The organism is Nostoc sp. (assembly GCF_036917095.1).
Taxonomy (GTDB): Bacteria; Cyanobacteriota; Cyanobacteriia; order Cyanobacteriales; family Nostocaceae; genus Nostoc.
Genome location: NZ_JBALFH010000021.1, coordinates 298,260 through 323,835, shown reverse-complemented (window position 1 = coordinate 323,835; position 25,576 = coordinate 298,260). Strand labels below are relative to the sequence as shown.

Here is a 25,576-nt window from a genome sequence, read left to right as displayed (position 1 = left end):
CGTACTTTCTATTCACCTGGTAATTCTGGTCTGTTTGCGCTGTTAAACACCTGCTCTACTGTTAGCGCCCAATCAGCAATTACCACTGATTCCATGCAAGTCGCACCTGTAAATACTTTATCCTCATACTGTCCTTCCACCCATTGACAAATTGTAATTTGTTTCATCTGTGGGTCAACAATCCAATACTCCAATATTTCCCTAGCGGCATACTCCGTCCGCTTGTAGCGATAATCACGAACACGGTTCGCCGTACCTGGGGAAACAATTTCAATCACTAGCGCAGGCGGCGGCATATCACGGGTGAGAGTAGCACGAGTAGCACCGATAAGGGCAGCATAAGATTCTTCTGTGTGAACCATTAAGTCAGGTAAACGACATCTCGCCCGTCGCCCCGCCACCTCAATTTCTGTATTAAAGACGTTGCAATACGGCCTTAACTATTTCCTATTGACCATAAACTAATGCTAAAAATCTCTAACCTTAACGTTTATTACGGCGAAAGCCACATTCTCCGCAATGTAGATTTAAGCGTACCATCTGGGCAAATGATATGCCTGATTGGACGCAATGGCGTAGGTAAATCTACATTACTAAAAACAATAATGGGTTTACTCAAACCCCGTAGCGGTACTATTAACTTAGCTGAAGAATTAATCAACTCTAAATCTCCCGACCAAAGGGCAAAGTTAGGAATTGGTTATGTACCCCAAGGGCGAGAAATTATCCCCCGGTTGACAGTCAAAGAAAATCTGCTGCTGGGGTTGGAAGCTAGACGCAAACCAGTAAAAAAAGCAGAAATTCCAGAAGAAGTTTTTAGCTTATTTCCCGTGTTAAAAACCATGCTTTCGCGGATGGGTGGTGATTTGAGTGGGGGACAGCAGCAACAATTAGCGATCGCACGTGCTTTAATGGGAGAACCTCAATTACTCGTCTTGGATGAACCCACTGAAGGTATTCAACCCTCTATCATCCTAGAAATTGAAGCCGCAGTCCGTCGCATTGTCGAAACCACAGGCATTTCGGTTTTATTGGTAGAGCAACATTTGCACTTTGTCCGTCAAGCTGATTACTATTACGCTATGCAAAAAGGTGGTATCGTCGCCTCCGGTTCTACAGCCGAACTCAGCCAAGATGTGATTCAACGCTTTTTAGCTGTTTAATTTTTGAGATTTCTATATCAATTGTATCTGAAGCAATCAAGTCTGCTGCTTCTTGTAAAAGCTCATTTTGTTCCTTTTGAATTGCTTCTAAACGATAAGAAATTTCTGCTAATCGCTGTTGCTTACTTGGTTGGAAATTTTCAGGTAAGAAAGCTGGCAGGTTATCAATTGTTTCAGTAGGAGTCATTCGTTGAACAGCAAAACTGCCAACTTTAGTTATGGATAAAAAGCTAACTTTAATCAAAGCCTGAAGCAATTTGAACGGAACTTGCAGTATTGACCAACTAGCTGTTTCAATCAAGCGAACAATTGCTTTGATGATGCTCCAAAGTAGAGCAAGTGCAAACAGCAAAATTACTACACTAATAATTGGGTGATTAGCCGCCCAACCTAGTATTTGAACTAACCTAAAAAATATTGGGTGTTCTGTCAGCCAATCACTTGCAGAAGATGCGATCGCACCTTTTACTGCTCCCGATGTTGTACTCTTAAATTGCTCCGCTGTTTGCCAACTTTGTTCTAAGCTTGTCGTAACTGTATCAATTGCTTTATCAGTTGTTGTAGTTGCTGTTGCCTTTAAAGACTCCCCAACTTGTTGTGCTGAGTTACTTAGAGAGTTAACATTTTCACCCACAAAATCTTTCGCATTTTGCAAGCGTTGTAAAACTCCGTTAGATAAATGTATGTCTATTTGGGATACCATAAAATATTTCACCGAGGTTGAAATCTAACCCGCAACCCATCTTTAGGGCGATTAGTGGGAACCATAACTACCTCTAAACTTTGATTGGGTAATATCTCCCAATGATAGCTACGTAGAAGATGAGCGGCAATAATCTTCATTTCCATTTTGGCAAAGGCTATACCAATACAGATGCGCGGCCCACCGCCAAAACCAACTAAACTAAAAGGATACTTCTTATGTTCTTGGCGCTGAGGGCTGAAACGTTCTGGATCGAAACGCTCTGGTTCAAGGTAGATTTCCTTTAGGCTATGAGTTATCACAATTGAATAAAGCAACTGCCAACCAGCAGGAACGTGATAACCCTTAAACTCAAAGTCTTTAATCACACCACGAAACCCACCTCCAACAGGTTGATGCAATCTTTCAACTTCCCACAAAACCTGTTCTAAATAGGGCATTTTCCCCAATTGTTCTAAATCCAAATCACCTTTACTTGCAAGTTGCAATTGTTCAACTCTTGCTTTTTCGAGTACTTCTGGATGACGGGCTAACTCTGTACAGAACCAAGTCAACATCGAAGTAGTCGTTTCATGTCCAGCGAAGAGTAACAGCACCGCTTGGGCAATGATTTCTTTTTCACTTAGGCTATTACCATCTTCATCTTTAGCTTGGATTAACAAGCTGATAGTATCTTTAGTTGGGTTTTGCTGGCGTTCTCTGACAACTTGAGTTAGATGCTCTAAAATCTGATTACGAGCAGCTATAGCTTTACCAAATGTAGTAAATGGTAAGGGCAACGGATTAATCGCAAACAGCCCATTTGTCAAAGTTGTAAACAACTGGCTGAGGCGCACACATTCAGTCCCAGGACGCGTACCCAACAACAATTGACTGGCAATATCAAATGTCAGCTGTTTAAACTCTTGGAACCAAGTAAACTCCTGTTTTTTCTCCCACTTTTGGAGATAGCCGCGTGTAATATCTTCCATTGTGGAGAGATAATTCGCCAATGCTGGGCCATGCAACGTCGGCATCATCAAGCGGCGGTTTCTCCGGTGTTCCTCTCCATCTTGCAGAAAAAGCGATTCACCGAGTAATGTCTTGAAATTAGCAGGCCATCCCTCGCGCCAAGAAAAATTATCCATATGGCTTGACAAAACGAACTCTAACGCTTCTGGCCCTGCCATTACCACAGTTGGTCTGCCAAGAAGATGAGTTTTGAAGATGGGCCCATACTGGCGATAGCGCTTTTTGGCAAAATCGCGGTCAAAAATAAAGGAGGGTGTTTCACCTAATACAGGCACACCAAAGCTTCCAGGAGGAATTTGATTACTTTTCATATCTCTCTAACTTGAAGCACTAGTATAAAATCGCAACGCAAACCGCCAAAACCAAGTAGAAACAAAAAATAGGATTACTGCTAATATTGCCGCACCTATCAACCAGCTAATTTCACTCCGGCCCAATAGCGCTTGGGCTGGTACAGTAGTCAAAAAAGCTACTGGCATCACAAAGGTGAAGAAAAAGCGGTAAGCTGTGGGATATGCAGCGATGGGATATCGTCCAGCTTCCAACAAACCACGCAACACTTCAGTAACGTTGTATATTTTGACAAACCAGATACTTGTCGCTCCCAGCATAAACCACAGGCTGTACAAAATTACCAAGCTGAACAATAACGGCAGTACCCCAAATAGATAGCCCTGTATCCCTACACCGAGGCGTTTACCTGCATAGCCAATGATAATACTACCAAAAATTAGATCCGGGAATCCCCAAGGTGAAAGGGTATGGGTGGAAAGCCAAAACTGGCTGCGGATAGGTTTTAATAATATAAAGTCTAAAGTGCCTTCCTGGACATGGCGGACAATGCGATTCAAGTTTGACGCCAGAAAAGTAGCAGAAAATCCTTGGAGTAAGGTAAAAATTCCTAGAACTACTAAAGCTGCTTCCCATGACCAGCCACTAAAAGTGTAGCCAGTCCGGTAAAACAAGAATAGTCCAAAGAGGCTGCCCGCAAGATTTCCCAAGCTGCTGAGGGTAGCGATGAAAAAATTAACACGATACTCTAACTCAGATGCGATCGCAGCACCCCAAAATAGTCTTAGTACTTTCAAATACCTTTGCATCTTGCACACATACCCCACAACGCACCATTTGTCATTACATTTCCCAAGGTTACACAATAACTTTACGTAAATTTAATATTACTTTTTATTCAGGAAAATTGCTAAACGTTAAGATGTTGTGGATCTATTGTTGAAAGATAAAAAATTCTATGCATCTGGATTTACCACAACTAATTAAATCACTCGGCTATTTTGGGGTCTGGGCGATTGTCTTTGCTGAATCTGGCTTGTTAATTGGTTTTTTCCTGCCTGGAGATAGTTTATTGTTCACTGCTGGATTTGTCGCATCTCAGAATTTACTGAACATTTGGGTTCTGATTTTTGGTGCTTTTGTTTGTGCAGTCTTAGGTGACAATGTTGGCTATTTTACTGGGCATAAATTTGGCAGAAGGCTATTTCAGAAGGAAGATTCATGGTTGTTTCATAAAAAACATCTTGTTAAAACCCAAAACTTTTATGAACAGCACGGTAAAAAAACGATTGTTTTAGCACGTTTTTTACCCATTGTACGGACTTTTGCGCCGATTGTGGCTGGGATTGGTGCTATGCATTATCGCACCTTTATGTCTTACAACTTAATCGGTGGCTTTGTTTGGACATTCGGCATCACCATATTAGGGTTTTTCTTAGGAAAATCTCTGCCACCCGAACAAGTAGATAAGTATTTGTTACCGATTATTGGATTAATTATAGTTATTTCTTTAGTACCATCGATGATTCATGTAATACAAGAAAATAGAGCAAGCAAAATGTGAAATATTTTTCGTAATTTATGAGGGTTGTTAATTTTGAATTTGGGATTTGGAGGGAAGCGACGTGACTTCTTTAAACATCAACCTCTATCTGTTTCTAGAAAATCTCGTCTTTTTCCTAATTGCCACACTTTTTATTGTGGTTGTGAACTGGGGGTGGAAACACACAAAGCCCTATACCCTACCTCTACCATTTCCCGGTTGGTATAAAATCTGGTTTGGCTCAGTGCAACTGCTAGCAGTAGTGCCGCCATTAGTGGCCATGCTATTGTGGGGTGTATGGTGGGGCGATCGCAGTGTGTTAACTGTGCTTGGTTGGTATTTTATCGTATTAGCGTTGCAAATCATCTCTGAGACAGTGACGCTCAGGCAGTTGCAAAATGTAGTGTGGGTAATGGTTCCTTATATATACTTGCCTTACCGCTTCTGGCAGTTGTATGAGGGTTTGACACTTTTGGATTCTAAAAGCTAGTTGCTGTGGGTACGATATTTGTTGGTTTTTGAATTGGCGATGTGGATTGTTAACTACGCCATAGATGTTTCTCAATTGCCACGGCTGTTTCGTTGGGAAGTAAAATCAGATGACGTTAGTTAGGGATTAATCGCAGAATTCGCCATTTTTATCAAAGAAGTGCGATCGCCTGCTTTTAAGCCAACCACATATTGCACACCTTGTTGTCTCCAAGTCACGGTAGCATCTGAGCAACCAGCACCACAAGTAAAATCCACAAAGTAGCCAGTGATGCCCTTAGCTAAGGATACAGGTTTACCACTAAGGCGGGGTGTTTTGCGGGTTACGGCTTCAGCAGAAACAGCGCCCAAACTACATGCAGAAGCGCCATAACAGTCGGGAGTGTAACCCAGTAAAATCTCATACTTTTTTTGCGTAGCAGCTTCTATACTCGCGTAAATTCGATTTTCCCCATCCGACTCAGGAATAAACTTCGGCAATAAAATTTTAATTTGAGTCTTTTGTTTTAATTTGGGCAGAATAGATTTAAAAACTGGGTTTGGCTGGGTTTTACTCTGTTTTGCTATCAGTTGGGAGTGGTTGTTTACAGTGGCTATGGCTGACTTATGAAAGCTGCTAACGCTGACTAACAAAAATACGGCACACACAGCACTGATATTTTTAAAGCTTAAAATCATCTTTTAACACCTATTTCATCTAAAGTACTTATTTGTAATACCCATTTTGAGTATCAAATTACAGATTAAAAAGATGAAAAATTGCTAAAAGTTGAGGCTTTTAGCGAATTAGCTAAAGGTGAAAAGATTAAAGAGCGGTTGCAGTCAGCTAAACTGAAGAAGAAATGGCTTAATAAGTTTTAATAATTCTGTTATGAGTACTGATTCACCTGTTAATTCTCCCGATAAGTCTGAATCCCCATTAGGGAAGCGTGTGAGAAACTTCTTAATTGTAATGGTAGCGATCGCTCTCAGCGTTGCCCTCGTCTTAGGATTGCGAACTGAAACAACCTCGGCAACTCTAGCCAAGTTAAGTGAGACATCCACACCGCTAGATGTAGCTGTCAGCAACGGCAAACCATCTTTAGTAGAGTTTTATGCTGATTGGTGTACTGTTTGCCAGAAAATGGCACCTGATATCACTCAACTCGAAACAGAGTATGCTGACAAGATGAATTTTGTCATGCTGAATGTGGATAACACTAAGTGGCTACCAGAGATGTTGAAATATCGTGTAGATGGGATTCCCCATTTTGTCTTTTTGAGTCCGCAAGGGGAAACCATCGCCCAAGCAATCGGCGATCAACCCCGGACAATTATGGCTAGCAATTTAGAAGCTTTGGTTACTGGTTCCTCTCTCCCCTATGCTCAAGCTAGCGGGAAAGTTTCCAAATTTTCAGCCCCAGTAGCACCAACGGCGAATCAAGACGATCCCCGCAGTCATGGAAGCCAAGTGGTCAATTAAAGGCAATTTCAGATCGGTTATTTGATGGCTAGGAAGCACGCGATTTACATACCTAATCCCCAGCCCCCTTTATGCAATAGATTCGCGCTTAAGACGCTTGTGAGCGTACATTAATTCGTCAGACCTAGCGATTAATTGTTCTAGTGACATATTGCTCTCTGGTGAGTAACGCTCTATTCCCATACTCATGGAAAGTTCATAACTACGGTTTTGCTGTTGATTAAAGTTGATGATATTTGTTTGCAGACATGCTTGGATGCTATCAGCATCCTTAAAGTAGCTGGAGATGAAAACAATGAACTCATCTCCACCCAAGCGGGCAACAATATCCGAGTTCCGAAAACTTTGCTTGAGGACTTGAGCAGCATCAACAATAAAGGCATCTCCCACGTCATGGCCAAGGGTGTCGTTAATCTGTTTTAGGCCATCTAAATCAATGAAGATCGCCCAGCACAACGCTTTCATGCGGTGAGCAATTTTTAACTGTTGTTCAGCCATCAGGAAGAAGCCACGCCGATTATACAAACCTGTTAGTTCATCGGTTAGCGATAACTGTCTTCCTTCCATCTCTGCTTGTTTGCGGTTGCGAACTTCTTGAATGAGTTCCATCTGAGCGATCGCTTGCCGAGTTAGGCGGCGCAGTGCATCCATTTGTTGGTAACTTAAAACACGAGGAACGGTATCGAGCACACACAACGTTCCGATGGGAAAACCATTGGGCGTAACTAGTGGGGCACCAGCATAAAAACGAATTTTGGGATTACCTTTGACTAGGGGATTGTTATTAAAGCGATCGTCCTTGATAGCGTTGGGAATCACTAATATATCATCTGGTTGAAGAATGGCATGGGAGCAAAAAGCCCACTCTCTGGATGTTTCCCCAGCTTTGATTCCAACCTTAGATTTAAACCAATGGCGATCGGCATCAACTAAGCTAATTATTGCTATTGGAGTCTTACAAATGTAGGCAGCAAGAGCAGTTAGGTCATCAAATGCTTGTTCGGGTAGGGTATCCAGAATATTGTAGTCCGCCAATGCTTTGAGTCTTTCTGCTTCATTTTCAGGTAGAGGAACAGCTTTCGTTTTCACAGATGAGTGTTTGACCCTTACCCAGGAAAGTCCAGTATGCTGTAAATGTTGCAACAACCGCAGGATTAGCTCTCCAGCTTCAAGGCTGAACGATCTAAACATCTCTGCAACGAAAATTAACATTCGGTTGAATATACAGAAATATTGTATTGCATGATGTTCTTCATGCCTTTGGTTTGCTCTATTGTTCATGTCACCCTAGCTTTCACTGTCCAGATTCCCTGAGTATGTAGATGTTTACAACGTCTTTTGCCCAAAGCCAGGTTGAAAATTATCAATATAAACTAAAAATTATCAAAACTTATCAAGCTGTCAGAGTTCTTTGTCAAAACTTGACATTTTAACACTGCTATGTATAGATACACGAAAGTTCCGAGGGACGCTTTCCAACCCTCGAAACTTCATCTGCTTGAGCTATGGCAGCATTAGTCAGTTTTGCAGCATTTTCTTCGCTTTCGAGAATACCGAATTCAATCAGCAAATTCTTTTAACTCGTCCATCTCAATGGGTGTAGGAAGGGCGAAAAATTGATTGTTAACCGATAGCACGGCAATTCAATAAAACGAGCGATCGCGGGAGCATGTCGTCATACAAGCAATGTTTTCGTAGCCAGGGGATGATTTAAGCTCGAATTAACTAAGTCGGCACAATAAAACCAAACTGTATGAATAAAAGTAAATAAAACTCAAACCCTCTTTCCCCCTGCCCCCTGCCCCCTGCCTTATCCCAACGATAATTATTTACGCCGCCCTACTTAGTCTTTATAGGACTCCAAAATACCACTGCGAATCATTAATTGCGGCCAAAACAACACAAAAAATCCCATCCACGTTGCTACAGGGATAGAAACGACAACTGTTAGCCAGATAGTTTTAAATAGTAACCAGCTACCACCAATTAGTGTTAAACCTGTGAGAATTATAGACCAGGGCTGACACCACCAAGGTTTGTAATTCCACGGGCTTACGGGCTTTTGTTCAGACATTGATTTTATTTAGTAAAACTACAAATTTTCTTTTAACAATTTTTAGGGTAAATAGAGCATAATTCCGGAGTCAAGAGCAAAATAGACTTTATATCTGACTTTGAAACCGAGTTTGTATACTCCACCGAGCTAAAATCTGTCGGATGAAATCAAGAATATGCGATCGCTCATTTTAGGGAAAACAGCTATCTATCCAGTTCTCTTGTAAGATCAGCTTGAATTATAGCAGTCCTAACTCCTAACTCTTGCTCATGCAAACCGATCCAAAACCGGGAACACTTTACGTTGTCGGCACACCAATTGGCAACCTGGAAGATATTACCTTTCGGGCGGTGCGAATTTTGCAGAATGTGGATATCATTGCTGCGGAAGACACCCGTCACACAGGGAAACTGCTACAGCATTTTCAAGTTCAGACTCCCCAGGTGAGTTACCACGAACACAATCGTACCAGCCGCATCCCAGAATTATTAGAGCATTTAGTTAACCAGAAAGCGATCGCTCTTGTGAGCGATGCTGGGATGCCAGGAATTTCCGATCCTGGATATGAACTGGTGAAAGCCTGCATTGAGGCGGGAATTCCAGTAGTTCCCATTCCTGGCGCTAGTGCAGCAATTACTGCATTGAGTGCAGCTGGGCTACCAACGGATCGGTTTGTCTTTGAAGGCTTTCTCCCAGCTAAAAGTCAACAGAGACAAGAACATTTAGAATATTTGCAAACAGAATCTCGCACATTGATTTTCTATGAATCGCCCCACCGATTACGAGATACTTTGCAAGACTTAGCTCTTGTTTGGGGAAGCGATCGCCAAATTGTGCTAGGGCGGGAGTTAACAAAATTGTATGAGGAATTTTGGCGGGGGACAATTGCCGAAGCGATCGCTCACTACAGCCAACGAGAACCCCAAGGTGAATATACATTAGTACTGGCGGGAATTCCACCGACTCAGCCCCAACTGACAGAAGAGGAATTGAAAGCCGAATTGAAACAGTTAATTAATCAGGGAATATCGCGATCGCAAGCTAGCCGTCAGCTAGCAAAAGCCACTTTACTTCCCCGTCGCCAACTCTATCAACTAGCTCTTTCTATAGTCCTCAGTCCTGAGTCTTAAACAGCTAAGACGCGTTTATAAAATCACAAACTCAAATCTATATTTACCTTTTGTGAATAATTGAATGTACAGTATTTTCTGCTTAATATTTTCGGACAAGCATAATTATAAAGTCGAGTTCACATTTTTATTTTGAGTTAACTATAAGTTGCAGTTGTGCGTAACTTATAGTCAACTTTTCAAGTACGTAAGCGTAGTCCGTCACAGCTAAAAGTCGAGCTAGTGCATTCCTCTCGCCTTGCGGCAGCAACCGCCGTAGACGCTGCTTCGGCTTGTCGCCAGACATCTGTTAGCAGTGCAGGAGTGTCACTTTTCAATGCAGGTATGGCGGGAATCAACGGTTAGAAAGTACCAAGAATTCGATCGTTCCCAACTTGAGTTATATAGTTCCAATCAAAAAAGTACGATTGTCATGCCAAATACATTACATTATTGTTATTAATTCATCATATTCATCCTCAAAGACTACCTGGTGAATATTGAAATAATATCTAAAGATTTTTGAGGTTATTTCTCTAGATAGATCGGGAATTTTCTCGGCAAACTTTAATATGAAATAGTCGAAAGCAAACAAAGCAGATTCTCACGAGGGAGAAATTCTATGACTAACATTATTGCTTGGCTAGTTTTGGGTTTAATTGCGGGTGCGTTAGCTAAGTTATTTTATCCAGGAACCCAAGGTGGCGGTATTCTCTCCACCATTGTATTAGGAATACTTGGAGCCGTAGTCGGGGGTTATTTAGGTCAAGCTTTGCTAGGAAGTAGTTCGGCAGCCGCCGCATCTGTAGGAGCTTTATCTCTTGGAAGCATTTTATTTGCTGTTCTTGGTGCGATGCTACTGATTTTCCTTTGGGGTTTACTGACTCGCCGAGCTGTGTAATTACCACAAATTAGCTAACAGTTTTGGGAATCCCTTCTAGTTGCAAGAAACTGATAAAATGACATTAGAAAAAGAGCGAAGAACTATAGGAGTTTTCGCTACAAGTTCGGATGCACAATTGGCACTTCAGGAACTAAAAGCTTCTAGTTTTCCAATGCACAAAGTTTCTGTAATTGCACGGGATGCAGAAGAACAAAGTGATATTGCTAGTGTTGAAGTTAAACAGGGCACTGGCAATACATCCTTAGAAGATGCTGCTGGAGCCGTTCCTAGTGGCGATTTAGGCGGTCTTACTGGCTTATTAGTCGGTTTAGTTCTCTGGGCCATTCCTGGTATAGGCCGAGTCATGATAGCCGGAGCAGAAGCAACAGCGATCGCTACCACTTTAGCAGCTGGTGCGATCGATGTGATCGCAGATAATTTGCGTGGTGTGTTGCTAGGTTTAGAAATTCCTAAAGAGCAAGCGCAGGGTTACAGCGATCTAGTTTGTAAAGGTTGCTATTTAGTGATAGTAACCGGCATAGACATAGAGATTCGTGTTGCTAAAAGGATTTTTAATCGCCGTGATATTCAACAGTGGGGTATTTATAAGCCATACTCGACCCCAAATAGTCGCTATAAAAATGCAGTTGGTGTTTTTTCTAGCCGCCAAGACACAGAAAGAGCACTTACTGAACTCAAAACGGCTGGCTTTCCTATGAGTCAAGTGTCAGTGATTGCTAAGGATACAAATACGCTGAATGGTCTGATTGAGGTAGATATCAGAAATTTCAAAGATAGCTACACTACTTTAGGAATTCCTGAGGATTTAGCCAAAGATTATGAACATCAAGTGACCCTTGGTAATTACCTATTAGTCGTAAATAGTACTGATATTTATATGGCAGGTGCAAGAGCTATTTTAGAGAGTAACAAGATTCAATATCTTCGTATCTATAGCCAATCTGTAGTTAATGCGACTAGAAGTGAGCACCAGGTTATTAATCAATAGGGCTTGGGTTAAGACTTGCTCTTCCCCAACCCTCTTTAAAAAAGCTTCCGCCATGAGCGGCTGGCGTCGCGTTTCTCGATTTGTACTTCTTCCCTATGGGATGCCTTGCGAATAAAGAAGTAAGCTACGCGCAACGTCTCTAAACAGGAGAAGCAACTGATTCGGATCTTGCAAAGTTAAATATTACTAACTGAACTGTATTGGATAAATAGTACCAATCTTTACTTTTAGTTGAATGTCAAAGTGGATCTCAAGAGGTTTGACACATATCGAGATGCTGTATAATCTTCCCATAAATTTATAGGAAAAGCACATTCTATTTGCTATATCCTATAAATGAGATAATCATCTGAATATAAGCTGGCTTTTAAAGCCTTAATTTCCATCAGATTACTGTTTGGGATAACTCACATTAGGGCTGAACTGTATATAGATGTACAATGGCATCGACGTTATATCCGACAGCAATAGACACTAACACTATATAATAATATTATTTAAATTTTTAGGAATTATGGTTGAATGAGCTTAATTTCCACTATCCGCTTGCTCTATTACTATCCAGCACGGTATAGCTTAAGTAAAGTATACTCATTCCAAATGAATAAAATGCTTGCGATATAGGAGTTATAAATTCCGTAGTAGTTCTTTGCGCTTCCCTTTGGGAATTACGAATTATGAATTATTGCATAGCAGTACTAGCCTTTTCGCCAAACCTAAAAATTATTTAACCATCACAATAAACTCATAAAAACTACCATTTTTTAGTTAAAGTCAGTTGTTAAATTTTTAATATAATAACAAATATTTAATTATTTACCACAATATTAAATTTAAAATTAGGTGGCTACTTGCTTGGAGATAAGTTATACTATCTAAATGTTTAATGTTAAAAAAATCAAAATTTTAGAAAAAAATACTTTATATATTCTGTTATAAAAAGGTTAAATATTAGTTAGAGCAAAAGCTATATTATTTAGAATAATAGGTAAAAGATTAAGCAGATGTTGTGTGAAGAAAATATTTTAAATTTGTATAGTTAAAAGATAATATAAATAGTGTCAAGAATATAAATAATTAGAATAGTTGCCTGGGATAATGTTGAAACGTTTGACGATTGGAACCAAAATTGGAATTAGTTTTGCTCTGAGTTTAGCAACTCTGACCACTATTGGTCTAATCTCCTATCAAAGCACCAATGAGCTAATTGAAACTTCGCGCAAAGAAAGCCATACTTACCAGGTGTTAAGTCAACTTGAAGACCTCAACTTGCAAATAACAAATGCTGAGACTGGGCAACGCGGTTACATTATTACTGGAGAACAGCGCTATTTAGAACCTTATAATGCTGCCATTCAAATACTGAATCAAAAAGTCAAGGAACTTCAAAGGTTAACAGCAGATAATCCCAACCAACAAAAAAGGCTTGATATTTTGCAGCCACTGGTAACAGAGAGAATGGCTGTAATGAAAGATGTCATTGACCTACGGCAAAGCCAAGGTGTGGAACTTGCCCAGAAAGCTATCCTGACAGATCAGGGTAAGCAACTGATGGATAAGATCCAAAATATTATCCAGGCGATGAAAACTGAGGAGAGTAAACTTCTGGAACATCGCTCTGCTCTAGCACAAGCTGCTGCTCAAAAAACGCTCGCCACTATTCTCTATAGTATTCCCTTATTTTCCTCGATCTTAGCTTCGATCGGATTTATCCTGACCAGACATATTTCAGCACCACTGAAGCGAGTTTCTGATTTAGCTCAAAAAGTAGCGGATGGGGATTTATTGGTAAGTTTACCAAATAGCGATCGCCAGGATGAAATTGGTGTGTTGACGGTCACCTTCAACCAGATGATCGTTAATCTGCGAAACACAACTAAAAAAAATGACGAGCAAAACTGGCTAAAGTCTAATTTGGCTGAATTTACCCAAATGCTCCAAGGGCATCGAAATCTAGAAAATGCATCTCGCCTGATATTGTCGAATTTAGCACCACTGGTTGGGGCATCGCAGGGCGTTTTTTATTTTATGGACTCTCTAGATAAGGAGCCTGTACTGAAGTTGTTGAGTAGTTATGCTTACAAAGAGCGTAAAAATCTGGCAAATCAGTTTCGTTTGGGCGAGGGATTGGTGGGACAATGCGCCCTAGAAAAACAAAGAATTCTCCTCACGGAAGTTCCTAGTGACTATATCCGCATCAATTCCGGATTGGGAGAAGCTCCACCGCTAAATATTATTGTGTTGCCTATACTGTTTGAGACGCAGGTGAGTGCTGTTATTGAACTTGCCTCTTTTGGGCCTTTCAGCCATCTGCACCTGACATTTTTAGAGCAATTGAGTGAAATTCTGGGTGTATTTTTAAATAACATCGCCTCACAATTGCAAACTCAGCAACTACTTGAAGAGTCTGTTGCTTTAACAGAAGAACTGCAAAGCCAGCAAGAAGAACTACAGCAAAGCAATCAACGCCTGGAAGAACAGGCGCACGAGTTGGAGGAATCACAATTTATTGTCAAGCAGTCTAACGAAGAATTACAGCAATTAAATGAGGAGTTAGAAGAAAAGGCAGAATTATTAGAAGTCCAAAATCGGGAAGTTGCCCGCAAAAACCAAGAAGTTGAACGGGCGAGGCAGTCTTTAGAAGAAAAAGCGGAACAACTTACCTTGTCTTCCAAATATAAGTCGGAATTTCTTGCGAATATGTCCCACGAGTTACGGACACCGCTAAATAGCTTGTTAATTTTAGCAAGACTGCTAGCAGATAATTCTCTTAACAACTTGACCGACAAACAGGTAGAGTACAGCCGGACTATTTACTCGGCTGGGACTGATTTGCTGGAGTTAATTAATGACATTCTAGATTTGGCAAAAATTGAGTCGGGTACTATGTCGCTCGATATTGAGCAAATTGCTTTTGCAGACTTGGAGACATCTCTAGAGCAAACTTTTAGGCAAGTTGCCCACAATAAAGAACTCAGTTTTACTATTCAACTGGATGAGAAATTACCACCGACAATTTATAACGACTCCAAACGTCTGCAACAAGTGCTGAAAAATCTCCTAGCTAACGCCTTTAAATTTACGGAACAGGGAGGCGTAAAGTTACAGATTCGCATGACAGATGAGGCAGGCGAAGTTGATAATCCCACGATTGCTTTTGCAGTTAGTGACACGGGTATAGGCATTCCAGCCGAGAAACAAAAGATTATTTTTGAGGCATTTCAACAGGCAGACGGCACAACTAGCCGCAAGTACGGCGGAACTGGCTTGGGCTTGTCCATCAGTCGCGAACTGGCTCAACTGTTGGGCGGGAGAATTGAACTAGTCAGTCAACCAGGCCAGGGAAGCACATTCACTCTTTACTTGCCCAAGCGACAGAAAGGGAAAGATAAAAATCCTCTCACCACACCAGCTTCTGAGCCAATCACCCCTATCCGCACAGCATCGACCATAAAAGAAGTGCCCACAATTGAGGACATCTCGCCATCAGCAAAAGTCCTTCCCAGCTTACCCAACGATATCCCAGATGACCGGGAAATCATTCAACCGGGCGATCGCATTTTGCTAATTATTGAGGATGACGATAAATTTGCCCGCATTTTACTAGATATGGCCCGCGAACAAGGCTTTAAAACCATTGTTGCTTTACAGAGCAAACAAGGTCTAGCACTAGCGCAACAGTTTAAGCCCAATGCAATTATGCTAGATATCCATATGCCAGAGATGGATGGATGGACGGTGCTAGATCGTCTGAAACATAAGCCAGACACCAGACATATACCAGTACATATACTTTCTGTTGATGAAAGACAGCAACGGGGATTACAGTTAGGAGCGATTACCTATTTACAAAAACCCGTTTCTCCAGAAGCGCTAACTCAGGTATTAACTGAGATTAAAGGCTTTATTGAGCGTCAGGTAAAAAATCTCCTCATCGTAGAAGATGACCCCGTACAAGCCCAAAGTATTATTGAACTGATCGGTAATGGTGATGTTCAGAGTACAGCCGTGGGTACGGGGGCAGAAGCTCTCTCGATTTTGCGATCGCATCACTTTGATTGTATGGTACTGGATCTCGGTCTGCCCGATATGAGCGGTTTTGCATTAATTGAGCAGATAAAGCTTGAACCCAGGCTTTTGAAACTGCCAATCATCGTCTATACCGGCAAAGAACTCAGCCGCCAAGAAGAAACCCAACTGCGCGGACTAGCAGAAACAATTATCATTAAAAATGTGCGATCGCCAGAACGGTTGTTAGACGAAACTGCCCTGTTTTTGCATCGGGTGCAAGCAAATTTGCCCCCACCAAAGCGGCAAATGCTAGAGCAATTACATCAAACTGACCCGGTGCTGGCTAATCGGAAAATTTTGATTGTAGATGATGACCTCCGAAATATTTTTGCGATCACCAGCTTTTTAGAAAGCTATCAAATGCAAGTGCTGTTTGCCGAAAATGGCAGAGACGGTATAGAGAGGCTGCAAACTAATCCTGACATTAATATAGTTTTGATGGATATCATGATGCCGGAAATGGATGGTTACGAAACCACCCGCGCCATCCGCCAGCAACAACAGTTTCGCTCGCTACCAATAATTGCTTTAACTGCTAAAGCGATGCCGGGCGATAAGGAAAAATGTATCGAAGCTGGAGCCTCTGACTACATCACCAAACCTGTAGATACCGAGCAACTGCTTTCCCTACTCCGAGTTTGGCTGTATCGGTGAGGCAGGGGGAGTGGGGAGTCAATACTGCTCGGTTACTACTATTTTTAAGATACAAGGTTGGGTTGAAGAACGAAATCCAACATTTTGCGGGGTTTGTTGGGTTTCGCATTGCCTCAACCCAACCTACACCAAAATTATTTTTTAGGCAAAACCTACACAGTATTGATATAGGATTACTATTTCATTTTTGAAAAAACTCAGTACATATCTATTTCCTATTTTCATTTAACTTTTGCATAAATTCTTGATGTTCAGTGGCAGCTAAACCTGCTTGTAACACAGATAACACTGTTGCCATTTCTCCTGAGAGTAAGGCAAGTACTGACAGCCACAACCCTGGAAATACCTGACTGCGAATAATTCCCTGCTCATCGGTTGGTAGCGAAACATATTCGTCTGCTTGCAGCCTAAACCAATCCAACTGATTATCTAATGTTCGCCAGACAATATACTCCTGTACTCCATTCCGCCGATAGGTGCGTTTTTTATCATGTAAATCGATGGCTGCACTGCTTGCTGCCACTTCGATCACTAGTTCGGGTGCGCCTTGGATATAATCATCTTCACTAATCAATGCCTGTCTGCCCGGAATGAATAGTACCGCGTCTGGCTGTGGTTCATTATCCGGATCTAAACGAACTGTGGGTTCAATTCCCATAACAACGCCAGGGGTGGACGTTTTATAGTTCCATAACCACCCGATCAGGTTTCCATGTGGTTCGCCATGACTTTTAATTCTCAGTGGCGATGCCATGATATATACAACTCCTTCAACCAGTTCAGCTTTTCTTAAATGCGGCATAGCCTGATAGCGACGCTCAAATTCGTAGCGAGATAAGCGATCGCCATTTTCCAAAGGTAAAACTGAAATCACTTTTTTAGGAGTTGTAACCATCCTTTTGTCCTCTTTAGCCAAATTGTCCAAACTGAATCAAAGTATTTTAATTTGGCAGTGCTGCATCCATTTTACTACCGCACATCAAAAAGCTCTTGTGCGGCGATTAGGAGTTTCGCCCATAAGGGACGTTAGTGTTGGCATAAAATTAAAAGCAAAAACCCACACTGCACCCGATCGAGGAGTCAATGTGGGTAATTTATCCCTGTAACGGGAATGTAGTTAGCGGAACATACTACTAACTGAAGTATCTTCATGAATCCGCCAGATAGTTTCTCCTAAGAGATTAGCTACTGACAGCACCACTAGTTGGGGAAAACGATTGTTTTCTGGTATGGGAATCGTATTTGTAACAATCACTTCCTCAAACAAGCCACTGGATAATCGCTCCACCGCGGGTGGAGAGAACACCGCATGAGTTGCACAGGCGTATACCTGACGCGCTCCTTCTTCACGCAGTAATCGCGCCCCTTCAGCGATCGTGCCCCCAGTGTCAATCATGTCATCCACCAACACTGCGGTTTTGCCTTTAACATCGCCGATGATATTTAAGACTTCTGCAACATTATGTGCCTGACGACGTTTATCAATAATTGCCAGTGGGGCATCATTCAGTTTTTTCGCAAATGCTCTGGCTCGTGCTACACCGCCAACATCAGGGGAAACAACCACAACGTCGGGCAGTTGTTTGCTTGCTAGATAATCCAGCAATACTGGCGAACCGTAAACATGGTCAAAGGGGATATCGAAATAGCCTTGAATTTGAGCCGAGTGCAAATCCATTGCTAGAACGCGGTTGGCACCTGCTTCCACGATCAAGTTAGCAACTAGCTTGGCGGTTATTGACTCTCTTCCTGCGGTTTTGCGATCGGCACGGGCATAGCCATAGTAGGGAATTACTGCCGTCACCTGTCGAGCAGAAGCCCGACGACAGGCGTCAACCATAATCAATAATTCCATCAAATGATCGTTTACGGGTTGACAACATGGCTGGATTAAATAAACATCACAACCCCGAATCGATTCTTGGATTTGAACGTAAAGTTCTCCATCCGCAAATCTTTTGCGAATCATTGGCCCCAAGTCCATGCCCACATAACGAGCAACTTCTTGAGACAGTTGTATATTGGCAGAACCAGAAAACAGCCGCAGGCGATGATTCTCGGTTAGCCCTGTTGCAGATGGTTGCACTTTGAAAGTTGCAGAACTGAGCACAGCAGATCCTCTTTGTGCATTCATAACAATACTATAGTTAGAGATTTAATAGATTTAACCGAGAAATAGCCTAAAAAAACATCTGTGAGTTTTGTTGAAGCTTCCATACAAAATTTAAACACTTCTGCATAAAATTATCATTTGCTAATTGTCTAGTCTTCTTGGCAAACAAGCTATTGATAGCTTAACTGACATCAAGACCGTCCACTAGGTCTATAGTTCAAATTTTTTGGGTTGAGGTAAACATTTGGTATGGTAGGTTCTTCTGACTTACCTCATTTATAGCTGACAGTAAAGCATTTATAAATTAAGTGCTATTGAGTTTGTTCTCATACAGTATAGCACCTCCAACTAAGTATTCAAGTTGTAGCTTATTATTCCACCTGCTCCGCATTGACATAAACGACAATTATATGGGTTAGAGAATCTTAGCAGTGCAAACAATTTATTCACGCACAAGCAATTTTTTAGATAAAGATTGGATAAAGTTTAAATAAAGATTGAATAAAAATCTTCTTCATGATATCAAAACATTACTCAACAAGGGTAATATCATCAAGGTAAAGATTTGTAAGTATTTTTACTGAAATAAGTTTAATTTTCCTGAGAGATAAAAGCGAGAAGCATACTTATGAACTCTCGAGGTACTTCAGTCGTAGAAAAATCCTTAACTGCCATAGCAAGTAGTTCTAAGAAGTCGTTGTACTATTTAGCTGCTATGCGACCGCGACAATGGACAAAAAACCTGGTGGTGTTTGCAGCACCATTGTTTGCATTTAGCATCAATCTGCAATCTCTGCTAGGTAGCCTATTGGCATTTGTATTATTTTGCTGTGCATCAAGTGGTTTTTACTTAATCAATGACATCGCAGATGTTGAATCTGACCGTCAGCACCCTGTCAAATGTAAGCGGCCAATTGCTGCGGGATTAGTTAGCATCCGTGTTGCAACTGGGATGGCATTGGTGTTGTTGGCTGGTGCTCTGATTTTTGGGTGGTTGCGATCGCCCCAGTTGGGTGGAGCCATAACTGCATACGCCCTGTTGCAGATCGCCTATAATCTGCGACTCAAGCGGATGGTAATTTTAGATGTTGGGGCGATCGCTACCGGATTTGTCCTCCGAGCCTATGCCGGTGCTGCTGCTACCGGCATTGTTTTATCTAGTTGGTTTTTAATCTGTACTGCAATGCTGGCGCTATTCTTGGGTATTGAAAAGCGTAAAGCAGAACTACGGTTAGCACAAATTAAAGGCAACAAACCTCGCTCTGTCCTGAAATATTATTCCTTGCCCCTACTGGCTCGCATGGAAAATGTCGTCACTACTTGTACAGTTGTCGCCTATGCTCTTTGGAGCGCAGGCCCTTACTTGCATGGAGCGCGTACCTCTTGGATGCTACTCACTTTGCCGTTTGTTTTGTATGGAATTTTTCGCTATCAGCTGTTGAGCGATCCTCAGATGATTGACAGTTATAGTGGCGACGCTATCGAGCAAGGTGGACGCAGTGAAAGGCCGGAAGAAGTTTTATTGAAAGATTTACCCATCTTATTCACTGTTATTGGTTGGGTGATAACTTGCTTTGTGATTCTCTTGCTCAAACACCAAGGGCTGATCGAATAAATCTAGTAAATGGGTTAGTTAATAGCAGAATTTTTGGCAAGGGGATTTGTGGATGAAAAATCTCAAAACTTTTTTGATGAAGTGGCGCAAATCGCGTTTTCAAGAGAAACGCCATAGGCTTCCACGACATGCCCATACACTCGCTCAAATAAAAATTGACGAAATCAAGATTTGTGGTGTTAAAGGAATTATTCTCGATTTAGATAACACTATTATTTCTGAAGACGATCGCTACCTATCTCCTTGTGCAGAAGATTGGATTACACAAGCAAAGTTAGCCGGATTGCAATTTTTTATCCTCTCAAATGGGAAACGTCGCTATCGCGTCAAATATTGGTCTCATCGTCTTAATATTCCAGCACTCAGTCCAGCGAAAAAACCCTTTCGCCCTGCATTTCGACAGGCAATAGCTCATATGCGCTTACCAGCAAAACATGTACTCGTCATTGGTGATAGTTTACATACTGATTTTGTAGGAGCGCTGCTTTGTGGATGTGGTTTCATGCAAGTTGCCACCCTACCGCACCCGCCCCGATGGTGGGAAAAACTTGCTGGAAAGTGGGTGCAAATACCTTATCCATCGGGAGGAGAACTTTGGGATTTTGACGGTGCTACTGGCTATGAAAGCTTCTTATAAATTCTCAAAAAAATAACACCTTGTAAAGTGACTAAGTTTTTACCATGAATAACCAGATAATTTTTAGTTTACTGATTCTAATCACAGTAGGGTTAAATACACTGGCTCAAAATCTCTTGAAACTAGGAGCAGCACAAAATCCGTTAAATATCTATTTAATCGGAGGAATTTGTACTTATGGTTTGAGTACTATTTTCTACGTTGTGGTTTTAGGAAAACTGAATTTATCTGTTGCCTATCCAGTAGTAATAGGGTTAACAATCATATTCACAATGATCGCTGGTGCTGTAATTTTGCGAGAAAAAGTCTCAGTTTCCCAATGGTTAGGAGCTGGTTTGATGTTGAGCGGTATCGGGGCAATTGCTTTAGGTAAGCGTTGACTAGTATTTTAAGAATATTTATCTAAGTAAAACTAGGACGTAAAACCCTTTATCGTAGCATTACTAACAGCCTACAGTTAACTCATTAGATTCATTTGAAGCAGCTGCCTGATTCTTTATCCCAAAAGTTGAATTTAAAGAAGGTATGCAGCAGTGATTGCTGTAGTTTTATGAAGAGGAAATAAAATTGTGGTTAAAATCTTAAAACAGAGATGGTCGAGATATTATGTCTCTATTTTAATAGTAATATTTTTAAGTGTTTTTCTTCGCTTCTTTATGCTGTCAAACCAGAGTCTTTGGTATGACGAGGGTTTGAGCTTAACTAATTCTGATGCCTCGACACTTCAAGAGAGCATTGAGAAAGTAAGGAACATAGGAAATAGTGATAGATTTCAACCACTGTATTTCATAGTTCTATTTTTGTGGCGTCAGGTATTTGGTGAAAGTGAATTTGCCCTTCGCTCGCTCTCTGCTATTTTAGGAATTGGCTCAACTATCGTTATATTCTTTACTGCTTTGCGGATATATGGAAAAAAGCACGCTTTATGGTCGTTAGTAATCCTAACATTTAGTTCTTTCTGTGTTTACTACAGCCAAGAGGCAAGAATTTATGCCTTAGCAATGTTTATAGCTTCACTTCAACTATATTTCTTCAGCGCAGCATTAGTTAGAAATGAAGGTAATCAAGGTATTTCAATATGGCTATTCAGCCTTTTTACTGGGATAGGAATTTTTACTAATATTAACTTCTGCTTTTCAACTGTAGCTCTATGTTTATCTCATATTGCCATCTATAGAAATTTTAGGCAATGGCTGCAATGGTGGGTTCCTGCTGCATTTTTATCTTTACCGTCAGTTTTATATTATCTGACTTTACCTGGAGCAACCGATCCGGAAAGCATTGCAGTTTCTCGCTTGGGATTCCCCATAATTCAAAATATTATTTTTGTGCTACATGGAATTTTAGTGGGGACAAGCTATGGGCCTTCAATGGAGCAGTTGCGCGGCGATGATAGACTACAGGTTGTGCTTCGTTATTGGCCTCACATAGTTTTATTGGTGATTGTCGGTATTGTAATTTTTCTGGCTTTAGTAAAAGTTTTATTGAGGCACAAGAAACATCACAGAGAGCAGCATCCTGATTACTTTTTTGCTTCTGTTCTTGTGATGGCATTTCTACTAGGATTGCTCTTAGCTATAGTAACTAAATTTAATTGGGTACCACGTCACTCTTATTATCTTTGGTTACCACTTGCCATGCTTATCCCATCAGTTTTGAGTCAAAGACCTGGTATTAGTCCAAAGCGCTATGGACTGTCTCAGTTTGCTCAAATCGCTGTCATATTTCTGATAGTCCTGAATATTTATTCTCTTTCTAACTACTACTTCAATGAAAACTATCAGAAAGATGACTATCGCTCTACCACCCAGTACCTGATAAAAAATCAATCACCTTCTACAAAATCTATATTTTTATTTGGCAATCCCAGATTATTTAAATACTACGGTGACACCCAAATTTTGAATGGAAGCGATTTGGGTAATCCATTAAGAAAGGGGATTACTGATGGAAATTTTGCCGAAAAAATTGAAAAATTAACAAATAGTGCAGATATAGTTTTTATCGTAGTCAATCGCGAACATCTATTTCCTAAAGGATTGATTGAAAAAGAGATGAGCAATTTGTATAACTTGGATTCTCAAGTTAATTTTGCATATTTCAAAATCTATCGTTTTCCCAGGAAAAAAAATTGAATTGGAGATTGGACACTCTTAAGTTATGCAATACTAAACAGGCTTGCTCTAGTGGGTGACTACCCGTTGAGTATAGTAGAATATTGCCGCAGGTAACTGTCCGTCGCCTCTTGGACTTAATCTTTGTGGGTGACTTCCTCCTCAGTTGCTACTACACTCAATTAATCGATCATGCAACCACCCATTACAGTTGGCACTGTCCTGCAAAACCGTTACCGCATAATTCAAATTCTCGGACAAGGAGGATTTGGTAGAACCTATCTGGCAGAAGACCAGAGGCGCTTTAACGAACTTTGCGCGATCAAAGAATTGACTTCAACAGCAACGGAGGCTTTGGCTAGGGAGAAGGCACAAGAGCTTTTTCACCGAGAAGCGGCGATTTTATATCAAATCGAACACCCACAAGTGCCTAAATTCCGGGAAAGATTTGAGCAAGACCAACGCTTATTTTTGGTGGAGGACTACGTTGCAGGTCAAACGTATCAAACTCTGTTGGCTGAACGTCAAGCTGTGGGTCAAAGCTTCACAGAGACTGAAGTATTGCAGTTGATAAAGTTGTTGTTGCCTGTTTTAGAGCATATTCACAGTCGAGGGATTATTCACCGAGATATCTCGCCAGAAAATATTATTTTGCGAGATAGTGATGCTAAACCTGTGTTAATTGACTTTGGGGTGGTAAAGGAACTGGCAACGCGTTTACGATCGCCAGAGAGTGCAATGCCAGAAACCACAGTGGGAAAATTAGGCTACTCTCCTAGCGAACAAATGCAAACAGGGGGCGCTTATCCTAGTAGTGACTTGTATGCCTTAGCAGTCACAGCAATTGTTTTACTGACTGGTAAAGAACCAAGGGATCTATTTAACGAAAACCAACTAACTTGGAATTGGCAGCGGTGGGCAACAGTTAATCCGCTATTTGCCCAGGTTTTGAATCGAATGTTAAGTCATATACCGAGCGATCGCTACCAAACTGCTGCTATTGTATCCCAAGCACTGCAATCTCTAACTCAACCCAGTGTCCCTACCCCAGACGTATCACACTTGCAAACAATTGCTGTTGGTCGCCGTCCTGACCTAGTAACACCAGCAGCTTCGCCCAAGAAACAACCCGATCCTGTAATTCCACCAAGTCCCCCTAACTCAGTCTTGGATAATCCTTTAGCGATCGCAGCAATTGGCATCGCTGTAGTAATCGTAGCGGGATTTGGTTCTTGGGCACTGGTAAGTTCCATCCGCAGTCAGCCAAAACCATCACCAACACAGACGCTTCCACAAAATTTCCCTTCACCAGTTATTTCTGGTGGTGCTACATTCACATCCACACCTACACCCACCAGCGAGCAACCTATTGTATCTAGCAGACGGCTCAATCTTAGAGCATCTAACCCAACCACGGTTACAGATACTCTCAAAACAAATCAAATCATCCGGTACAGTTTTTTAGCGCAGGAAGGTGACAATTTAACTGCGTTTATTGACGCAGGAAGCAGCGTTGTGCTGACAGTCTTCAGTCCCAATCAACAACCAATCGATCGAGATGTCCAACAAGTAACATCATATAAAGGCACATTGTTGGTTACTGGTAGATATACTATCGAGTTAACACTGGTTTCAGGAGTTGCCGAAAGCAATTACAACCTCACTGTTGCATTAGAAACACCAGTAAAACCAATACCTACAGAGACACCTATCGCAATACCTTCAGAAACACCCTTGCCAATTCCGACAGAGACACCCTTGCCAATACCTTCAGAGACACCCTTGCCAATACCTTCAGAGACACCAAACCCAATTTTTACGCAAACACCCTTGCCAATTCCGACAGAGACACCTAACCCAATTCCGACCACTGGTGAAACGCCAAGTTTTCCGCCAGCTGATGGAACACAACCATTTTCTGGTCAAAGAAATTAATGTTAAACACACTACTGATTACTGGAACTGATACCGAAGCTGGTAAAACTGTTTTAACAACAGCATTAGCAGCCTATTGGCAAAAATATTACCCGCAACGTAGCTGGGGAATCATGAAACCGATTCAATCAGGGATTGGCGATCGCGAGTGGTATCAAAAGCTATTTACACTAGAACAAACTTCAGAAGAAATTACACCTTTGTACTTTCAAGCACCTCTGGCCCCTCCCATCGCAGCAGCGCGGGAAAATCGCCAAGTAGATTTAGCAGTAGTTTGGCAAGCTTTATCTAAACTGCGATCGCAACGTGATTTTGTGCTTGTAGAAGCCTTGGGTGGGTTAGGTTCGCCTGTAACTGAGGAATTAACCGTAGCCGATTTAGCGGCAGAATGGCGTTTACCAACGGTATTGGTAGTGCCAGTGAGATTGGGTGCGATCGCTCAAGCAGTGGCAAATGTAGCATTAGCTAGACAATCGCGCATCAATCTTAAAGGCATTGTTCTCAACTGCGTCCAACCTCGAACCGATGCAGAAATAGCCGACTGGACACCACAGCAATTAATTCAATCACTTACTAACACGCCAGTTTTAGGCTGCTTGCCCTATTTAGATAACCTAAATGATTTAGATAAACTTGCTCAAGTAGCATCAGATTTAGATTGGGAAACACTGACATTTTAATAGCAACATCTTTAGAAATTTTCGCTTCGTTACCATCC

General features: G+C 41.4%; 24 protein-coding genes. 15 read left to right on the top strand and 9 right to left on the bottom strand.

Features of this window, described 5'->3' with window-relative positions:
- Positions 1 to 8: 8 nt before the first annotated feature.
- The gene (locus V7L01_RS10990; protein WP_335034597.1) at positions 9 to 401 is read right to left on the bottom strand and encodes a Uma2 family endonuclease; all 393 of its coding nucleotides are present in this window, start codon (positions 399 to 401) and stop codon (positions 9 to 11) included.
- Between the two features lie 63 nt (positions 402 to 464).
- Between V7L01_RS10990 and urtE the strand changes: the two genes are divergently transcribed.
- The gene (gene urtE, locus V7L01_RS10985) at positions 465 to 1,163 is read left to right on the top strand and encodes an urea ABC transporter ATP-binding subunit UrtE (RefSeq protein WP_292709740.1); all 699 of its coding nucleotides are present in this window, start codon (positions 465 to 467) and stop codon (positions 1,161 to 1,163) included.
- Here urtE and V7L01_RS10980 read toward each other — a convergent pair.
- Genes V7L01_RS10980 through V7L01_RS10970 form a run of 3 tightly spaced genes read right to left on the bottom strand, consistent with a single transcriptional unit; the run spans position 1,126 to position 3,977 of the window.
- Complete coding sequence (locus V7L01_RS10980; RefSeq protein WP_335034595.1) at positions 1,126 to 1,866, bottom strand: hypothetical protein; 741 nt, start codon at positions 1,864 to 1,866, stop codon at positions 1,126 to 1,128. The genes urtE and V7L01_RS10980 overlap by 38 nt on opposite strands.
- A gap of 8 nt (positions 1,867 to 1,874) precedes the next feature.
- Positions 1,875 to 3,188 carry a cytochrome P450 gene (locus V7L01_RS10975; protein ID WP_335034593.1) on the bottom strand — a complete coding sequence of 438 codons (1,314 nt, stop codon included), beginning with the start codon at positions 3,186 to 3,188 and terminating at the stop codon, positions 1,875 to 1,877.
- 6 nt (positions 3,189 to 3,194) lie between these two features.
- Positions 3,195 to 3,977, bottom strand: a complete 783-nt coding sequence (locus V7L01_RS10970) for an ABC transporter permease (RefSeq protein WP_335034591.1) — start codon at positions 3,975 to 3,977, stop codon at positions 3,195 to 3,197.
- 149 nt (positions 3,978 to 4,126) lie between these two features.
- Here V7L01_RS10970 and V7L01_RS10965 point away from each other — a divergent pair, with 149 nt between their 5' ends.
- Positions 4,127 to 4,732, top strand: coding sequence for a DedA family protein (locus V7L01_RS10965; RefSeq protein WP_335034589.1), 606 nt, complete (start codon positions 4,127 to 4,129; stop codon positions 4,730 to 4,732).
- A gap of 61 nt (positions 4,733 to 4,793) precedes the next feature.
- On the top strand, positions 4,794 to 5,201 hold the full coding sequence (locus tag V7L01_RS10960; protein ID WP_335034587.1) for a hypothetical protein: 408 nt from the start codon (positions 4,794 to 4,796) through the stop codon (positions 5,199 to 5,201).
- Positions 5,202 to 5,320: 119 nt separating this feature from the next.
- On the opposite strand, the gene V7L01_RS10955 is transcribed toward V7L01_RS10960, so the two are convergent.
- A complete protein-coding gene (locus V7L01_RS10955) occupies positions 5,321 to 5,878 on the bottom strand; it encodes a hypothetical protein (protein WP_335034585.1) in 558 nt (185 codons plus the stop codon).
- 193 nt (positions 5,879 to 6,071) lie between these two features.
- Between V7L01_RS10955 and V7L01_RS10950 the strand changes: the two genes are divergently transcribed.
- A complete protein-coding gene (locus V7L01_RS10950) occupies positions 6,072 to 6,662 on the top strand; it encodes a thioredoxin family protein (protein ID WP_335034583.1) in 591 nt (196 codons plus the stop codon).
- 69 nt (positions 6,663 to 6,731) lie between these two features.
- On the opposite strand, the gene V7L01_RS10945 is transcribed toward V7L01_RS10950, so the two are convergent.
- On the bottom strand, positions 6,732 to 7,943 hold the full coding sequence (locus V7L01_RS10945) for a sensor domain-containing diguanylate cyclase (protein ID WP_335034581.1): 1,212 nt from the start codon (positions 7,941 to 7,943) through the stop codon (positions 6,732 to 6,734).
- A gap of 562 nt (positions 7,944 to 8,505) precedes the next feature.
- The gene (locus V7L01_RS10940) at positions 8,506 to 8,736 is read right to left on the bottom strand and encodes a DUF6737 family protein (protein ID WP_335034579.1); all 231 of its coding nucleotides are present in this window, start codon (positions 8,734 to 8,736) and stop codon (positions 8,506 to 8,508) included.
- A gap of 251 nt (positions 8,737 to 8,987) precedes the next feature.
- On the opposite strand from V7L01_RS10940, the gene rsmI reads away from it, so the two are divergent.
- The 5 genes from rsmI to V7L01_RS10915 all read left to right on the top strand — a co-directional run bounded on the left by rsmI (position 8,988) and on the right by V7L01_RS10915 (position 16,444).
- The gene (gene rsmI, locus V7L01_RS10935; protein WP_335034578.1) at positions 8,988 to 9,848 is read left to right on the top strand and encodes a 16S rRNA (cytidine(1402)-2'-O)-methyltransferase; all 861 of its coding nucleotides are present in this window, start codon (positions 8,988 to 8,990) and stop codon (positions 9,846 to 9,848) included.
- A gap of 222 nt (positions 9,849 to 10,070) precedes the next feature.
- Positions 10,071 to 10,193 carry a hypothetical protein gene (locus V7L01_RS10930; protein ID WP_335034576.1) on the top strand — a complete coding sequence of 41 codons (123 nt, stop codon included), beginning with the start codon at positions 10,071 to 10,073 and terminating at the stop codon, positions 10,191 to 10,193.
- A 256-nt stretch (positions 10,194 to 10,449) separates the two neighbouring features.
- Positions 10,450 to 10,728 carry a GlsB/YeaQ/YmgE family stress response membrane protein gene (locus V7L01_RS10925; protein ID WP_334833623.1) on the top strand — a complete coding sequence of 93 codons (279 nt, stop codon included), beginning with the start codon at positions 10,450 to 10,452 and terminating at the stop codon, positions 10,726 to 10,728.
- Positions 10,729 to 10,786: 58 nt separating this feature from the next.
- A complete protein-coding gene (locus tag V7L01_RS10920) occupies positions 10,787 to 11,719 on the top strand; it encodes a hypothetical protein (RefSeq protein ID WP_335034574.1) in 933 nt (310 codons plus the stop codon).
- Positions 11,720 to 12,817: 1,098 nt separating this feature from the next.
- Positions 12,818 to 16,444: a response regulator gene (locus V7L01_RS10915; RefSeq protein ID WP_335034572.1), complete on the top strand. Its 3,627-nt coding sequence runs from the start codon at positions 12,818 to 12,820 to the stop codon at positions 16,442 to 16,444.
- Between the two features lie 208 nt (positions 16,445 to 16,652).
- Here the strand turns inward: V7L01_RS10915 and V7L01_RS10910 are convergent, their stop codons facing one another.
- On the bottom strand, positions 16,653 to 17,339 hold the full coding sequence (locus V7L01_RS10910) for a Uma2 family endonuclease (RefSeq protein WP_335034570.1): 687 nt from the start codon (positions 17,337 to 17,339) through the stop codon (positions 16,653 to 16,655).
- 222 nt (positions 17,340 to 17,561) lie between these two features.
- Positions 17,562 to 18,578, bottom strand: coding sequence for a ribose-phosphate pyrophosphokinase (locus tag V7L01_RS10905; RefSeq protein ID WP_335034568.1), 1,017 nt, complete (start codon positions 18,576 to 18,578; stop codon positions 17,562 to 17,564).
- A 607-nt stretch (positions 18,579 to 19,185) separates the two neighbouring features.
- On the opposite strand from V7L01_RS10905, the gene V7L01_RS10900 reads away from it, so the two are divergent.
- From V7L01_RS10900 to bioD, 6 genes are all read left to right on the top strand, one after another.
- Positions 19,186 to 20,172 (top strand): decaprenyl-phosphate phosphoribosyltransferase, encoded by a 987-nt coding sequence (locus V7L01_RS10900; RefSeq protein ID WP_335034567.1) that lies wholly within the window; start codon positions 19,186 to 19,188, stop codon positions 20,170 to 20,172.
- A 52-nt stretch (positions 20,173 to 20,224) separates the two neighbouring features.
- Entirely contained in the window at positions 20,225 to 20,809 is a 585-nt protein-coding gene (locus V7L01_RS10895) for a YqeG family HAD IIIA-type phosphatase (protein WP_335034565.1), read from the top strand.
- 44 nt (positions 20,810 to 20,853) lie between these two features.
- A complete protein-coding gene (locus V7L01_RS10890) occupies positions 20,854 to 21,189 on the top strand; it encodes an SMR family transporter (RefSeq protein ID WP_335034563.1) in 336 nt (111 codons plus the stop codon).
- A 189-nt stretch (positions 21,190 to 21,378) separates the two neighbouring features.
- Complete coding sequence (locus V7L01_RS10885; RefSeq protein WP_335034561.1) at positions 21,379 to 22,944, top strand: glycosyltransferase family 39 protein; 1,566 nt, start codon at positions 21,379 to 21,381, stop codon at positions 22,942 to 22,944.
- A gap of 171 nt (positions 22,945 to 23,115) precedes the next feature.
- On the top strand, positions 23,116 to 24,858 hold the full coding sequence (locus V7L01_RS10880) for a protein kinase domain-containing protein (protein ID WP_335034559.1): 1,743 nt from the start codon (positions 23,116 to 23,118) through the stop codon (positions 24,856 to 24,858).
- The gene (bioD, locus tag V7L01_RS10875) at positions 24,858 to 25,538 is read left to right on the top strand and encodes a dethiobiotin synthase (protein WP_335034557.1); all 681 of its coding nucleotides are present in this window, start codon (positions 24,858 to 24,860) and stop codon (positions 25,536 to 25,538) included. Before V7L01_RS10880 ends, bioD begins: the two co-directional genes overlap by 1 nt.
- The last annotated feature ends 38 nt before the right edge of the window (positions 25,539 to 25,576 follow it).